Source organism: Candidatus Methylomirabilota bacterium, assembly GCA_035315345.1.
In the GTDB taxonomy this organism is placed as follows: Bacteria; Methylomirabilota; Methylomirabilia; order Rokubacteriales; family CSP1-6; genus CAMLFJ01.
This window is the reverse complement of sequence record DATFYA010000038.1, coordinates 1-14,810: the sequence shown is the minus strand read 5'-3', so window position 1 is coordinate 14,810 and position 14,810 is coordinate 1. Positions and strand designations below refer to the sequence as shown.

Below are 14,810 nucleotides of genomic sequence, written 5' to 3'. Positions count from 1 at the left end.
CGCCCGCGTACAGCGCGTGGTAGAGCGCGTCGAGGCCGCGGCTCATGAAGGGGTCGTAGAGCGTGCCGATGGGCAGGAGCGTCGCGCCCGACAGCTCGGCGGTCAGGCCGAAGGCCCCCAGCGCCAGGAAGAGGTTGTGCTCGGCGATGCCCAGCTCGATGTGCTGACCCGCGGGCGATTCCTTCCACTGCACGACCTGCGGCCCATCGGCGCCGACGGCGGGCTTGGCGCGCGGGAAGTAGACGCCCTTGCGGTTGATCCAGCCGACCAGATGCGTCGTCACCGCCACGTCGGCCGACATGGTGGCGATGCGATCGCCGATGGGCAGGCGGCCAAGCCGGCCGAGCACGCGGCCGAATGCTTCCTGCGTGGAGCTCTGGGGCGGATACGTCTCCTCGACCGTCTCGGGCACGACCAGCGACGGGTCCTCGCGGCGCGGCGGCGGGGCGTAGGGAGCGGGCATGCGGCGGATCAGCGCGGCCTCCTCGCAGTCGGCGGCAAAGCCGGCCCACTCGTCGCCGGCCTCCACGCCGAGCGCGTCCCGCAGCTCGTCGAGCTGGCGCGGGGTCATCAAGGCGCCGTGGTTCATCTGGTCGGCGCCGAACGGATAGCCCCAGCCCTTGATGGTGTCGGCCAGGATCACGCACGGGCCGCCGCGCGGCCGGCCCGCCTCCTCGTAGGCGGCGAGGATCGCGGCGAGGTCGTGGCCGCCCACGTCGGCGGCGAGCCTCCCCAGCGCGTCGTCGGGCACGTCGGCGAGGAGCCGGTCCACCGCGCGATCCACCTCGCCGTCCGCGGTCGCGGTCATGATCTTCCGCGCCCCGCCCGGCGGCAGGCGTAGCAGCGCGTGATACTCCACGTTGGAGAGCGTCTCCAGCCGCGCGCGCAGCCGCTCGCCGCCCGGCTGCTCGAAGAGCGCGCGGAGCCGTCCGCCCCAGCGCAGCTCGATCACGTGCCAGCCTGCGCCGCGGAACCAGTCGCGCAGCTGACCGCGGCGCGCGTCCGGGGTGACGCGGTCGAGGCTCTGCCGGTTGACGTCGACGATCCAGAGCAGGTTGTCCAGCTCGCGCACCGCCTCCTCGAGCAGCGCCTCCCACACGTTGCCTTCGTCCAGCTCGGCGTCGCCCAGCACCGCGATGAAGCGCCGGGGCATCGCCTCGCCGCCGCCGTGCTGGCTCACGTACTTGGCGGCCAGCGCGCCGAAGGCCGCGCTCGCCGCGCCGAGGCCCATCGAGCCGGTCGACAGGTCGACGATCTCGGGATTCTTGCGCCGGCTCGGATAGGCCTGCAGCCCGCCCAGGCTCCGCAGGCTGCGCAGCTGATCGGCGGTGAGCCGGCCGCGCAGGTACTCGATCGCGTAGAGGATCGGCGAGGCGTGCGCCTTGGTGGCCACGATGTCGCCGGGCCGCAGCGCCTGGAAGTACAGCGCGGTCATCAGGGAGACGACCGACGAGGACGAGGCCTGGTGCCCGCCGATCTTGGTGCCGTCGGGATTCGGGCGGACGTGATTGGCGTGGTGGACCAGCAGGGCGCTCAGCCACAGCACCTTCTTCTGGATCGCGTCCAGCGTCGACGGCATGGAGGGCTACCTTACCGCATGTCGCGGCCGCGGGCGATGCGCCTCAGGCGAAGGGATCGTCCTGCGGATCCTCGTGCCAGACGTACTCCATGAAGCGGGCGGCCTGCCGGGCCATGTCCGCGCCGTGCAGCCGCGCCACCACCGAGAGCGTCATGTCGATGCCCGCGGAAACGCCGGACGACGTGACGAGGTCGCCGTCGTCCACCCAGCGCGCCTGCCGCTGCCAGCGCACGCGCGGGCCCTGCTGAACGACCCAGTCCCATGCGACCTTGTTCGACGTGGCGGGGCGGTTGTCCATCAGGCCGGTACGGGCGAGCAGGGCGGAGCCGGTGCAGACGGTGGTGGTGACGGTGGCGGCGCGGCTCGCCGCGGTCAGCGCGAGCAGGAGCGCGGTGTTGTTCACCGCTTTCCGGGTGCCGAAGCCGCCGGGCACGAGCAGGACATCGTAGGCGGGTGCGTCGGCGAAGGCGTGGTCGGCATGCGTGGTCGGCCCCTCGCCGCTCTTCACCGGCCCGGCCTTCTCGGCGATCGTGACGATCTCGAAGAGCCGGTGCCACGCGCCGTCGGGCCGCGGCAGGCGGACGCTCGCGAAGGCCTGCACCGGGCCGTAGACGTCCAGCACGGTGAAGCCCTCGAACAGCACGACCGCCACGCGGGTGACCGGGGCATCAGTCATGGCGCACCGATCGGATGATGGGTGGCCTGCCGGCCGGTGTCAAGGCAGCGCGCGGCGCGGCCGCGGGCGACCGGCGGGCGCCCGCGTCGTCCGCGCAGATTTGACAAGCCGCGGGGCGCCGGGACACCATGGCCGGCATGCGCGTGGTCGACCTGAGCTTCCCCATCGGGCCGCACTTCCGCTGGACGGTGGCGAGCGAGCGCCGTTCGACCCACGAGCAGGGCGCGAACTTCCAGTCCACCGTCCTCACCGTGAGCTGCCACGCCTACACGCACGTGGACGCGCCGGTGCACTTCCTGCCCGGCGACCGCGACATCGCCTCGATGCCGGTCGAGCAGTGGATGGGCGACGCGGCGGTGGTGGACCTGACCGACCTCGGCGAGAACGGTGAGGTCACCGCGGCCGCGCTGGAGAAGAAGGCCGGCCACGTGCGGGCCGGCGACATCGTGCTGCTGCGCACCGACTGGCCGCGCCGCTGCCCGGTGGCGAGCGAGCGCTTCTGGAAGGACGCCCCCTACACCGGCCGCAGCGCCTGCGACTGGCTGGTGGCGCGCGGGGTGAAGGCGGTGGGCTACGACTACCCGCCCGACTACTGCATCCGCACCTCCATCTTCTCGCCCGAGACCAGGATCGCGCGGGAGGAGTGCACCACCCACCACGTGTTCTTCCCGGCGGGCGTCACCGTCATCGAGTACCTGACGAACCTCGAGCAGATCGGCGTGCCGCGCTGCCGCTTCATCGCCCTGCCCCTGCGTGTGACCGGCGCGGACGGGTCGCCGGTGCGCGCGATCGCGCTGGTGGATTGAGCCGGTGGATCTGAGCCGAGCGACCGCCCGGCGCATCGCGGTGTGGGGCGCCATCGGCCTGCTGGGCGGCGGGGTCGCGGCCGACCTGCTGTGGCGGCAGAAGAGCGCCCAGGAGCAGGCCGCCCTGAGGACCGATCACACCCAGGAGATGCAGCGCCTGGCCGATGAGGTGAAAGACCTTACCGATCAGCTCGCGGCCGAGCGGCTCCGGCGCGAGGCGGTGGAGCGGGCCCTGAGCGAAGGCAGGAAGTAGTGCCGCGAGCCGGCCGCCTCGCGCTGGTTCTACTGGCCCTCCTCGCCGGATGCCCGCCCGGGGGGCCGACCGCGGCCGCGCGGGCCCAGGATCCGCCACGGCCTCGCAGCCTGCCCGCGGTCGTGGTGAAGGTGGTCAGCGGCGACTCCATCAACGTCTTCGTCAACGGCGAGGTCACGCCGGTGCGCTACATCGGGATCGCCGCGCCGACGCCGGGCGAGGGCGCCGACGGCGGCGAGCCCCAGGGCCGCGAGGCGCTCGCCTTCAACCGGGCACTGGTCTTCCAGAAGAACGTCCGGCTCGAATTCGACGTGCAGGAGCGCGACGCCGAGGGCCGCCTGCTGGCCTACGTGTGGGTCGGCGAGGTCCTGGCCAACGCCGAGATGGCCGGCCGCGGCTATGGCCAGGTGGTCGCCGCCGGGCCCAACATCCGCTATTACGAGCTGCTCCTGAAGCGTCAGGAGGAGGCGCGCGCCTCGCGGCTCGGCATCTGGAAGAACGCGGGCCCGCCACCGCCTCCGTCACGCCGGTAGAGGCCGCCGTGGACGCGCGGCTCATCCTGATCGTGGACAGAGACATCGCGGCGCGCCAGTCCCTCATCGACCTGCTGAGCCTCGAGGGCCACGAGGTCGACGGGGCCGAGGACGCCGAGGCCGCCCTGCTGCTGCTCGAGCAGCGCCGCTACGCGCTGGTCATCGCGGACGTGCGGATGGCGGGGCTGGACGGACCCGGGCTCGTCGCGGCGCTGCGCGCGCGCTTCCCCGACTCGCCGCCCCGCCTGGTGTTCCTGACCGGGCAGACCTTCGATCCCCAGTACGGCGGCTTCCTCGCCGACCTGCGCGCGCCCATGCTGATGAAGCCGCTGCGGCCCGGGCCCGCGCTCGAGCTGATCGCCCGGGTGCTCGCCGGATGAAGTCGCGGCTCATCCTGGTGGTCGAGGACGAGGCGAGCCTTCGCGAGATGATCGCCAACATCCTGCTGCTCGACGACCACGACGTCGACACCGCGCGCGACGGGGTCGAGGCGCTCTACCGCATCGAGCAGCGCACCTACGACCTGATCATCAGCGACCTGCAGATGCCGAACCTCGACGGCCGCGGGCTGCACGACGCGCTCCGCGCGCGCTACGGGCAGGCCCTGCCCCGGGTGATCTTCGTGACCGGCCACGCCGAGGCCGACGAGTACGTGCCGTTCCTGGCCGAGAGCGGCGATCCCGTCCTGACCAAGCCGTTCTCGGTGGACGATCTGCGCACCCTCGTGCAGTGGGTGCTCGAGACCTGAGGCTCAGATCTCGGGCGGGCCGGTGACCGCCGGGCCGTTCAGATCGGCTCCGAGCCGCTCGAGCCAGAAGGTCATCCCCATCGCCTGAAAGCCGGCGCGCGCCTCTGCCAGATGCTTGGCCGCGGCCGAGGCGTCGCCGGCGCGCGCGGCGAGGCGGCCCAGGCCGAGCTGGCAGCGCGCGGCGAGCGGCCGCATGCCGAGATCGCCCGCGAGGGCGAGCGCCTCCGTGTAGTGGCCGCGCGCCTCCTCGATGGCGGGCGGGCTCGCCTCGGCCGCGGCCAGCCCGAGCAGCCGGAGCGCGTAGACCTTGTTGCCCCGCTCCTGGTGCGCCTCCGCCAGCGCGAGCGCGCGGCGTCCCTCCGCCACCGCGGCCGCGGGCTCGCCCGCGATCAGCCGCACCTCGCCGACGTGCGCGGTGATCAGCGCGAGCCGGCCGAGCCGCTGCATGCCGACGGCCTGCCGCACCCCGCGCTCGGCGAGGCCGAGCGCCTCCACCGTGCGGCCGGTGAGCGCGTACACCACCGCGAGATCGCCCGCGAACGGCGGGTAGAACGCGGGCATGTCGCCGCACAGGGCGATCCCCCGCTCGAGCACCGGCTGCGCCTCGCGGATGCGGGCGCGGCGGAGCAGCGTGCCGCCGAGGCCGAGCAGCGCGTAGGTGAGGCTGTAGCTGTCGCGCCGCTCCTCGGCGAGCCGGACGCCCTCCTCGGCCGCGCGAATGGCCTCGTCGAACTGCCCCAGCTCCGAAAGGGTCCACGCCAGGTGCGCGCGGGTCAGGACCGACGCGATGCCGGGCAGCCCGAAGCGCTCCCCGCTCGCGTAGGGGGGCAACAGGGCCAGATTGCGCCGCAGCACCACCAGCGCCTGACGGTAGTCGCCGAGGGCGCGGCGCCCCGCGCCCACGTTGAGGTTGCCCACCACCTGCAGCCCCACGTCCTTCGTCGCCTCCGCGATGGCGAGCCCGCGCTCACCCACGCGCGCGGCTTCGTCCGAGTTGCCCATCTCCCAGTGCACGGTGCTCTCGAACGAGAGGACGCGGGCCAGCCGCGGCCGGTCGGCGAGCGCCTCGGCGTGCGAGGCGGCCTCGCGCAGCGTGGCCACGCTGCGGGCGTGCTGGCCCAGCGGCACGAGCGCGTTGTGCAGATCGCAGCGCAGGTCCACCGCGAGCCCCGGCTCCGCGGGGTCGGGCGGCCGGTGCGTCAGCGCAGCCAGCGCGCGCTCGAAGAACGAGACGCTCTCCCAGCTCGCCATGCGCGAGAGCGTGCGGGCCCCCGCCTCGCGACAGTAGGTCACCGCGCGGTCCCAGACCTCGCCGAGGAACGCATGATGGGCCAGGCGCTCGGTCTGCTCCACGAGCCGGCCCGCGTAGAATCGCTCGATCGCCTCCAGGATGCGCGCGTGGAGACCGCGGCGCCGCTCGTGCAGCAGGCTCTCGTAGGCCACGTCGTGCACCAGCGCGTGGCGGAAGCCGTACACCACATCCGGGAACAGCGCGCGCTGGTCGAGCAGGCCCGCGGCGTGCAGCTGATCGAGCCCGCGCCGCACCGCCTCGGCCGGCAAGTCGGCGATGGCCTCGAGCAGGCGCACCTCGACCTCGTCGCCGATCACCGACGCGGCCTGCAGCAGGCGCTTGTCCTCGTAGCCGAGCCGGTCGATGCGCGAGGCGATGGTGGCCCGCACGGTGGCCGGCACCTCGAGGCTGAGCGTCGGGCTGGTGAAGCGGTAGGCGCCTGGCTCGCCGGTGAGCGCGCCGGTCTCCACGAGGCTCGCCACGCACTCTTCCAGGAAGAGCGGGTTGCCGTTGGCCCGCTCGGCGACCAGGCGCTTGAGCGGCCTGAGCCCGGGCCCCGACCCGAGCAGCGCATCCAGCAGCGCGCCGGTGGCCGGCGCCTCGAGCGCTTCCACCCGGATGCGCGTGTAGCCGGGATGACCGGACCAGCGGTCGACGTATTCCGGCCGGTACGTCGAGGCCACGAGGGTGTACGGCGGCAGCGCGGCCACCAGCGCGTCCATGGCCGCGTGGGTCTCGGAGTCGACCCACTGCATGTCCTCCAGGATCATCACGAACGGCTGCACGCCGCCCTGCCGCTCCACCAGCCGATGCACCGATCGCATGACCAGGCGCCGGCGGACCGCCGGATCCAGGCCGGCCAAGGTGCGGTCCGGCACGCCGAGCACCCACAGGATCGCGGGGACCGCCTCCTCCAGCTCGGGATCCAGCGCGCGCAGCCGGGTCGTCACTTTCTCTCGAATCGTGGCCACGTCGTCGCCGCTCTCGATCTGGAAGTAACGGCGATGCAGCTCGACGCCGGGGCGATAGCCGGCGGCCCGCCCGTAGGAGACCGCCGGCGCCTCCACGACGAGGCAGCCGCGCTCCCGGCAGCGCCCGGCCAGCTCGAGGCAGAGACGCGACTTCCCGACGCCCACCTCGCCCACCAGGGAGACGACCTGGCCGCTGCCGGCCAGCATCGCGTCGATGGCCGAGTTGAGCCGGGCCAGATCCGTCTCGCGCCCGACCAGCGGCGAGCGCGGACGCAGCGCGGAGGCCGTGTCGAGCCGCGAGCGGATCGGCACCGCACCGCTGATCTCGTGCACCGCCACCGGCGCCTGCAGGCCGCGCACCGGCAGCGGGCCGAGTGGGCGCGTGGCCACGCGGCCGCGCACCAGCGCGGCGGTGTCCTCGGTGGCGAGGATCGAGCCGGGCTTGGCCATCTGCTCCATGCGGGCGGCGAGGTGCACGGTCTGGCCCACCGCGGTGTAGGTGAACGAGAGATCGCTGCCGATCGAGCGCACCACCACCTCGCCCGAGTTGACGCCGACCCGGATCGACAGCGGCCGGCCGAGCGAGCGCTGCACCTGCTCGCCGTAGGCCGTCACCTCGGCCTGCATGCGCAGGGCCGCGTAGCAGGCGCGCACCGCGTGGTCCTCGTTGGCCAGCGGCGCGCCGAAGAGGGCCATGATCCCGTCGCCGACCACCTGGTTCACGGTGCCCTCGTAGCGATGCACCGCCTCCATCATCAGCTCGCGCATCCGGTCGAACGTGGGCCCGAGCTCCTCGGGATCGCGGTCGCCCAGCACGTCCATCACCCCGTGGATGTCGGCGAAGAGCACGGTCACCTGCTTGCGCTCGCCCTCGAGGGCGGCGCGGCTGTCCAGGATGCGCTGGGCCAGATGCGGCGGGGTGTAGGCATCGGGCGACGCGAAGCGGGCCGGTTCGGACCCGGCCAGCCGGCCGCCGCAGGCCGGACAGAATCGCGCGCCGGCGGGCGCCGCGTGCGCGCAGCGCGGGCACGTGCTCACGCCGGCGCCTTCGCGGCCGCCGCGGGGCTCTCGATGTGCTCGGGGCGGATGCCCACGCCCACCAGCCGGGCGGGCAGCCGGCGCACGAGCGGACAGCGGGCCAGCAGCCGCACGAGGAGGGGCAGACGGAGCGGGCCGCCGCCCAGCGCCCGGCTCACGAGCCGGCGCTGGACCACGACCTGCAGCCACTGGGTCGCCCGGGTCGGCCACTCGCGGCGGCGCTGCACGCGGCGGAGGTCCTCGTCGGCGACCGCGCGGTCCCGCAGCGGACGCCAGAGCCGGTTGGCCGCGGCCACCGCGTCCTGGACCGCCAGATTGATGCCGACGCCGCCCACCGGCGACATCGCGTGGGCCGCGTCGCCGATGCAGAGCAGCCCGGGCCGGTGCCATTGCCGCAGGCGATCGACCTTCACGGTGAGCAGCCGGACGTCGTCCCACCCGGCGAGCTCGCCGACCCGGTCGGCCGCGAACGGCAGCAGCGCCGACACCGCGGCGCGGAAGGCGTCGAGCCCGCGGCGCCGGATCTCACCCCCCGCGCCCTTCGGGATCACGTAGCCGCACTGCCAGTGCTCGCCCCGGTTGAGCAGCACGAAGATGCGGCCGACGTCGAAGCGCCCCATGGTGGCGTCGGGATCCGTGGAGCGGCGCGAGAGGCGAAACCAGAGCACGTCCATGGGCGCGCCCAGGTCGTCGACCTGCAGGCCCGCCTGCTCACGGAGCACCGAGGCGCGGCCGTCCGCAGCGACCACCAGATCGGCGCGCACGTCGAAGCCACCGGCCGGGCCGGTCGCCCGCACGCCCCGCACGCGCCCGTTCTCCTCGATGAGAGCGGTAGCCTCGGTCTCCATCAGCAGCTGGAACGTCGGATATCGTGAGGCCTGCCGGGCCAGGAAGTCCAGGAAGTCCCACTGCGGCATCAGGGCGATGAATCGGCACCGCGTCGGCAGGTGGGTGAAGTCCGCGACGGGTACGGTCCGGTCGCCGAACTGGGCGATCAGCCGCGGCACCTCCTGATGCGGCAGCGCGAGGAATTCCCGGAGCAGGTCCAGCTCGAGCATCAGCTCGAGGGTGGACGGGTGAATGGTGTCGCCACGGAAGTCGCGGAGGAAATCGGCGTGCTTCTCCATCACCAGGACGGACACCCCCGCGCGCGCCAGCAGCAGTCCGAGCATCATGCCCGCGGGTCCGCCGCCCGCTACGCAGCACGCTACCTCCCGCGCCCCCCTGGCCATGGCGTACCAATGCTACAATGCCAGCGCAGCGCCGGCCCGAACTCGAAGCAATTCGCGATGATTTGGGATAGGATCACGCAATGACCAGTCCGGGAAACTCGCCGGTGAAAGTCTATCGCGCGTCCGACGCACCGCCGGGGGCGCTCGCCGGCGAGTCGGTGGCGGTGCTCGGGTACGGACATCTCGGCCGCACCGCCGCGCTCAACCTGCGGGACTCGGGGGCCAAGGTCCGCATCGGCAACCGCGAGGACGAGTACGCGGGGCTGGCGCGCGCGGAAGGCTTCGAGGTGGTGCCGATCGGCACCGCGGCGGCCGACGACGTCGTGTACGTGCTGCTCCCCGACGAGGTGATTCCCGAGGTCTTCGGCGGCGACGTGGCCCCACACCTGCGCGCGGGCAGCGCCGTCGCGTTCGGCTCCGGTTATAGCCTCGCCTTCGATCTGGTCCACGCGCCCGCGTCGGTGGACGTGCTCCTGGTGGCCCCGCGCATGGCGGGCAGCCAGGCGCGCACCCGCTACCTCGAGGGCCAGGGCTTCTGGGCCTGCGTGAACGTGGAAGCGGATCGCAGCGGCCGCGCCCAGCAGCGGATGCTCGGCCTCGCCGACGGCCTCGGCGTGCTGCGCGCGGGGGCGGTGCAGATGAGCGCCGCGATGGAGGCGACCCTCGACCTGTTCATCGAGCAGTCGGTGGGCTCGATGCTCGGCATGGCGATCATGATGGCCTTCGAGGTCGCGCGCGACGCGGGGATTCCCTCCGAGGCCCTCGTGCTCGAGATGTACATGTCGGGCGAGATGGAGGCGGTGTTCCAGGCCTTCCGGGAGAAGGGCTTCTTCAAGGCCTCCGAGGACCACGGCCCCACCGCGGTGTTCGGCGGCATCACGCGCTCGCTCGAGATGGACCGCGAGGAGATGGCGGCGCGTTTCCGGCAGACCTTCGAGGACATCAAGACCGGCGGGTTCGCCCGGCGATTCCAGGACGAGGCGCGGAACGGCTACCCGATGCTCGAGTTCGCGCGCGCGATGATGCATGGCGGCTCGCCGATCGCCGACGCCGAGGATCGGATCCGCCGCTTCACGTCGCCCGACCCATCCGGGCCCACCCCTGGAGGTGCCGCATGACCTTCGCCCTGCGCATCCTCGCGGTGATCGTGTTCGTGCTCGCCACCGTCGGCGTCGCCCCGGTGCCGATGACACCGCTCGGGTTGGCCCTCTGGTGCGCCTCGACGCTGCCGCCGGGGGTCGTCCCGCCGCGCGCCTAGCCTCAGGGCTGTAGTCGCGTCGCCCGCCACGCTCCGCCGCTGAAGCCGATCTCCGAGGGTCGGAGCGCGCGCGTCCACACCGCGCGGTCGTGGGCGCGCCCCGGTTGTCCGGCCCACAATTCCACCCGCTCCGCCCACACCCGGTAGCCGCCCCACCGCGCCGGCCGGGGCACGCCGTCGCCATGGGCGCGGCGCGCCGCCTCGATGCGGGCCAGGAGCTCGGCGCGCGAGGCGAGCGGCCGGCTCTGCTCGCTCGCCACCGCGGCGAGGCGAGCGTCGAGCGGGCGGGTGCTCCAGTAGCGGTCGGAGTCGGCCTCCGGCGCGTGGGACACCGGCCCCTCGACCCGGATCTGCCGCTCCAGCACGTCCCAGTGGAAGACCGCCGCCGCCCGCGGGGTCTTCTCGAGGGCGCGGCCCTTGGCGCTGTCGCGGTCGGTGTAGAAGACCAGCCAGCCCTCGGCCACGTCGAGGCCGCGGCAGATGACCATGCGGACGCCGGGCCGACCCTCGTCGTCGACGGTGGCCAGCGCCATGGCCGTCGCGCTCTTCATGACCCCCTTCGCCTCGTCGAGCCAGCGCGCGGCGAGCGGCAACGGATCGGCGGGCAGCGCGTCCGGCAGGGGCTCGCCCATGGCGGCCCAGTCTACGGCACGCCGGCCGGATGGTACAATTCGCTCGACCGAGCCGGCGCATGCGACCCACGTCAGCCCAGCGCTTGTTTCGATACGGCTTCGCCATCCTGTGCGCCGCCGCCGGGATCCTCGCCCGGGCGTCGCTCGACTCCCTGTGGGGCCTGCAGTACCCGTACCTGGTGTTCCACCTCACCGTGCTGCTGGCCGCGTGGGTGGGCGGGCTCGGACCGGGCCTGCTCGCCACCGGGATCTGCGCGGTCACGGCCGCGTACCTCTGGATGCCGCCCGTCCATTCGTTGCTGATCGACAGCGCGGCCGACCGTCTGGCCGTGCTCACCTTCGTCGGCTTCGGGGGAGCGATCAGCGTGCTGAGCGAACTGTTCCATCGCCGCGAGCGCGCCGCCCGCGTCGTGGTGGAGAGCATCGAGGACGGCTTCATGGTGCTGGACCGGCGCTGGCGGTATCGCTACCTGAACGGCCGGGTCGCGCGCCTCGCGCGCCGGCGCCCGAAGGATCTTCTCGGGCGGTCGATCTGGGAGGTCTTCCCGGAGCTGGCCGGCACCACCTTCGAGACCGAGGCTCGCCGGGCCGTCGCCGAGGACTCGCAGCGGCGGTTTCAGTTCTTCCATCCGCCGCTGGGCGGCTGGGCCGAGATCCAGATGTACGCCTCCGCGGAAGGCCTGGCCGTGTACTTCCGGGACATCGCGCCCCAGAAAGCGGCCGAGATCACCTCGTCACGGCTCGCCGCGATCGTGGCCTCCTCCGACGACGCCATCGTGAGCAAGGACCTGAACGGCAACATCATCACCTGGAATCCCGCGGCCGAGCGCATGTTCGGCTACACCGCGGCGGAGGCGATCGGGCAGAACATCACCCTGATCATTCCGCCGGAGCGCCGGCACGAGGAGGACACCGTGCTCTCGCGCATCCGCTCCGGAAGGAGCGTCGATCACTTCGAGACGGTGCGGGTGCGCAAGGACGGGCGACCGGTCGACGTGTCGCTCACCATCTCCCCGGTGCGGGGAACCGACAACCAGGTCGTCGGCGCCTCCAAGATCGCGCGGGACATCACGATCCGAAAAGCCATCGAGCGCGAGCGCAACGAGCTGCTCGTGCGCGAGCGGGCCGCGCGGGCCGAGGCCGAAAGCGCGAACCGGGCCAAGGACGAGTTCCTGACCACCCTGTCGCACGAGCTGCGGACCCCCCTCAACGCGGTGTACGGATGGGCCGCGATCTTGAAGACCGGGCAGCTCGACGAGGTCACCCGGGCCAAGGCGATCGACACGATCATGCGGAACTCGAACGCCCAGGTGCAGCTCATCGACGACCTGCTGGACATCGGCCGCATCACCGCCGGCAAGCTCCGCCTCGAGGTGCAGAGCGTCGAGCTGCCGCCGGTCATCGAGGCCGCGCTGGATGCCGTGCGCCCCGCCGCGCTCGCCAAGTCCATCGATCTGAAGGCGGACGCGCACGAGCGGGCCGGGCCGATCACCGGAGATCCGAACCGGCTCCAGCAGGTCGTCTGGAACCTCCTCAACAACGCGGTGAAGTTCACCCCTCAGGGCGGCCGCGTCGAGGTGCGCCTCGAGAAAGCGGGCCCGCACGTCGAGATCGTGGTGCGCGACACCGGCTGCGGCATCACCCCCCAGCTCCTGCCGCACGTGTTCGACCGCTTCCGGCAGGGCGATAGCTCCAGCACGCGCGTCCACAGCGGGATCGGGCTCGGGCTGACCCTGGTCAAGCACCTGGTCGAGCTGCACGGCGGCACCGTCGCCGCGGAGAGCCCCGGCCTCGGCCAGGGCGCCACCTTCACCGTGCGGCTGCCGATGAGCGTCTCGCTCGTGCCCGCCGCCACCGTCGAGCGGCCGGGCGCGCGCGAGGCGGTCGCGGCCGCCGCGCCGCTCGTTCGGCTCGACGGGCTGCGGGTGCTGGCCGTCGACGACGATGCCGACGCCCTCGGCCTGGTGGCCACGATCCTCGGCCGGGTCGGCGCGACGGTGGATCTGTGCAGCACGGCCGCGCAGGGCTTCGCCATGCTGGTGGCGAAGCCGCCGGACGTGCTCGTCTCCGACATCGAGATGCCCGGCGAGGACGGCTACTCCCTGATCCGCCGGGTCCGCGCGCTCGATCCCGAGCAGGGCGGGCGCACCCCCGCGATCGCCCTGACCGCCTACGGGCGACGCGAGGACCGGCTCCTGGCGATCGCGGCCGGCTACAGCATGCACGTGCCGAAGCCGGTCGACCCCGTCGAGCTGACCACGCTCGTCGCCGGCCTCGCCCTGCGGTAGGCGGAGCGGCCATGTTCGCGCCGCTCTCGCGGCGGGCCTTCCTGCTGGCCGGGGCCTCGTGGCTCGGCCACGTCCGTCCGGCCGGCGCCGCGGGCCCCTCGGTGCCGATCGAGACCTGGGGCGGCGCCACCGTCGGCGCGAGCGGCGTGCCGCCGGGCTGGCAGAAGTACGAGACCCCGGGCGGACATCCCGCCTACGACTTCACGGTGGTGGAGGACGCGGGCCGCCGGGCGCTGCGCATGCGGAGCGCGGGCGACCACTCCACGATCGCCAAGGAGATGCAGGCCGACCTCACCGCCACGCCGATCCTCGCGTGGCAGTGGCGCGTCATCGGGCTGCCCTCGGGAGCGAATCTGGAGAACCGGGCGACCTCGGACGCCACCGGCCACATCTTCGCGGTGTGGCCGCGGTTTCCCGCCTTCGCCCGCTCGCGGCTGATCGGCTATGTCTGGGACCCGGCGCTACCCGTCGGCACCGTCGTGCCCAGCCGAAAGACGTCCACCGTCTCGTTCATCGTGGTGCGCCGGGGTCAGTCTGGCCTGGGGCAATGGCTCGACGAGCGCCGCCACGTGGCCGACGACCACCTCGAGGTGTTCGGTGACGCCGCGACCACGCTGCCGGCGGTGGCGCTCTCCATCGACACCAACGACACCCGCTCGGCCGCCGAGGCCATGTTCGGGCGCATCGAGCTGCAGCCCGGCGACCGCTCTGCCCGGTAGCGCGCGCGGGTCGCGGGAACGATTTACCGGCAGTCGGAGCGTCCGATCCGGGCGCAAGCGCTCCAGGACCGCGAGCTTCCACGCTTCGCCACGATCATCGGCGGTGGCACGTGGCTTGCCGTGTAGAGACCACATGGCGACGATCTTCACCGGTGGCCGTCGCGGGCCGGTCGGTGCGACGACCAGCGCCGCGGACGTGTGGAAGGGCCTCGCGGCCGGCGTCGCCGCGGGACTCGTCGCCGCCTGGGTGATGGGCCAGTTCCACCAGGTGGCGAGCCGCGCGCCGGGGATGCCGGAGCCGGGGGCCGGTGCCGCGGACTCGACCGAGCAGACGGCCGCCGCCATCTCGGAGCGGGTCTTCCATCACACGCTGAGCCCGGAGGAGAAGAAGACCGCGGGCCCGCTCGTGCACTACGCCTTCGGCGCCACCGTCGCCTCCGCCTACGGCGCGGTCGCCGAGATGGTGCCGGCGGTGACCAGAGGGCTCGGCGCGCCGTTCGGCGCCATGGTCTGGCTCGGCGCGCACGTCATCACGGTGCCGGCCCTCGGCCTGTCGAAGCCGATCACGCGCTCGGCGGCGCCGACGGAGGCCGTCGAGTTCGCCGCGCACCTGGTCTACGGCGCGGTCACCGAGACGCTCCGCCGGCTCCTTCGTCATCGCTGAGGGATCGGACGGTTGACACCGAAATCCCGACCCCCTAGATTCGATCACGCAGGCGGGTAGCTCAGCTGGGAGAGCACGGCCCTTACAAGGCCGGGGTCGGGAGTTCGATCCTCCCCCCGCCT

15 protein-coding genes and 1 tRNA gene are annotated in these 14,810 nt (G+C 73.1%); 11 read left to right on the top strand and 5 right to left on the bottom strand.

Annotation, left to right across the window (positions count from 1 at the left end; genetic code table 11):
• Nucleotides 1-1,579 (bottom strand): 1-deoxy-D-xylulose-5-phosphate synthase N-terminal domain-containing protein (locus tag VKN16_05015; protein HME93557.1); only part of this gene is annotated, 1,579 nt, incomplete at its 3' end.
• A gap of 43 nt (nt 1,580-1,622) precedes the next feature.
• A complete protein-coding gene (locus VKN16_05010) occupies nt 1,623-2,255 on the bottom strand; it encodes a DJ-1/PfpI family protein (GenBank protein HME93556.1) in 633 nt (210 codons plus the stop codon).
• Between the two features lie 128 nt (nt 2,256-2,383).
• Between VKN16_05010 and VKN16_05005 the strand changes: the two genes are divergently transcribed.
• Genes VKN16_05005 through VKN16_04985 form a run of 5 tightly spaced genes read left to right on the top strand, consistent with a single transcriptional unit; the run spans nt 2,384 to nt 4,595 of the window.
• Nucleotides 2,384-3,061, top strand: a complete 678-nt coding sequence (locus VKN16_05005) for a cyclase family protein (GenBank protein ID HME93555.1) — start codon at nt 2,384-2,386, stop codon at nt 3,059-3,061.
• A 4-nt stretch (nt 3,062-3,065) separates the two neighbouring features.
• On the top strand, nt 3,066-3,314 hold the full coding sequence (locus tag VKN16_05000) for a hypothetical protein (GenBank protein HME93554.1): 249 nt from the start codon (nt 3,066-3,068) through the stop codon (nt 3,312-3,314).
• Nucleotides 3,314-3,847, top strand: a complete 534-nt coding sequence (locus tag VKN16_04995) for a thermonuclease family protein (GenBank protein HME93553.1) — start codon at nt 3,314-3,316, stop codon at nt 3,845-3,847. The genes VKN16_05000 and VKN16_04995 overlap by 1 nt, the downstream gene beginning before the upstream one ends.
• A gap of 8 nt (nt 3,848-3,855) precedes the next feature.
• A complete protein-coding gene (locus VKN16_04990) occupies nt 3,856-4,227 on the top strand; it encodes a response regulator (GenBank protein ID HME93552.1) in 372 nt (123 codons plus the stop codon).
• Nucleotides 4,224-4,595, top strand: a complete 372-nt coding sequence (locus VKN16_04985; protein ID HME93551.1) for a response regulator — start codon at nt 4,224-4,226, stop codon at nt 4,593-4,595. Before VKN16_04990 ends, VKN16_04985 begins: the two co-directional genes overlap by 4 nt.
• A 3-nt stretch (nt 4,596-4,598) precedes the next feature.
• Here VKN16_04985 and VKN16_04980 read toward each other — a convergent pair whose 3' ends face one another.
• A complete protein-coding gene (locus VKN16_04980; protein ID HME93550.1) occupies nt 4,599-7,895 on the bottom strand; it encodes an adenylate/guanylate cyclase domain-containing protein in 3,297 nt (1,098 codons plus the stop codon).
• Nucleotides 7,892-9,127 carry an FAD-dependent oxidoreductase gene (locus VKN16_04975; protein HME93549.1) on the bottom strand — a complete coding sequence of 412 codons (1,236 nt, stop codon included), beginning with the start codon at nt 9,125-9,127 and terminating at the stop codon, nt 7,892-7,894. The genes VKN16_04980 and VKN16_04975 overlap by 4 nt, the downstream gene beginning before the upstream one ends.
• Before the next feature lie 80 nt (nt 9,128-9,207).
• Here VKN16_04975 and VKN16_04970 point away from each other — a divergent pair, with 80 nt between their 5' ends.
• Together VKN16_04970 and VKN16_04965 are read left to right on the top strand one after the other, a co-directional pair.
• On the top strand, nt 9,208-10,245 hold the full coding sequence (locus tag VKN16_04970) for a hypothetical protein (GenBank protein ID HME93548.1): 1,038 nt from the start codon (nt 9,208-9,210) through the stop codon (nt 10,243-10,245).
• The gene (locus VKN16_04965; GenBank protein ID HME93547.1) at nt 10,242-10,385 is read left to right on the top strand and encodes a hypothetical protein; all 144 of its coding nucleotides are present in this window, start codon (nt 10,242-10,244) and stop codon (nt 10,383-10,385) included. The genes VKN16_04970 and VKN16_04965 overlap by 4 nt, the downstream gene beginning before the upstream one ends.
• A 2-nt stretch (nt 10,386-10,387) precedes the next feature.
• Here VKN16_04965 and pdxH read toward each other — a convergent pair whose 3' ends face one another.
• Nucleotides 10,388-11,017: a pyridoxamine 5'-phosphate oxidase gene (pdxH, locus tag VKN16_04960; GenBank protein HME93546.1), complete on the bottom strand. Its 630-nt coding sequence runs from the start codon at nt 11,015-11,017 to the stop codon at nt 10,388-10,390.
• Between the two features lie 59 nt (nt 11,018-11,076).
• Here pdxH and VKN16_04955 point away from each other — a divergent pair, with 59 nt between their 5' ends.
• From VKN16_04955 to VKN16_04940, 4 genes are all read left to right on the top strand, one after another.
• Nucleotides 11,077-13,305 (top strand): PAS domain S-box protein, encoded by a 2,229-nt coding sequence (locus tag VKN16_04955; GenBank protein HME93545.1) that lies wholly within the window; start codon nt 11,077-11,079, stop codon nt 13,303-13,305.
• Between the two features lie 11 nt (nt 13,306-13,316).
• The gene (locus VKN16_04950) at nt 13,317-14,024 is read left to right on the top strand and encodes a DUF3047 domain-containing protein (GenBank protein ID HME93544.1); all 708 of its coding nucleotides are present in this window, start codon (nt 13,317-13,319) and stop codon (nt 14,022-14,024) included.
• A gap of 133 nt (nt 14,025-14,157) precedes the next feature.
• Nucleotides 14,158-14,688, top strand: a complete 531-nt coding sequence (locus VKN16_04945) for a DUF1440 domain-containing protein (GenBank protein ID HME93543.1) — start codon at nt 14,158-14,160, stop codon at nt 14,686-14,688.
• 50 nt (nt 14,689-14,738) lie between these two features.
• Nucleotides 14,739-14,810, top strand: a tRNA-Val gene (locus VKN16_04940).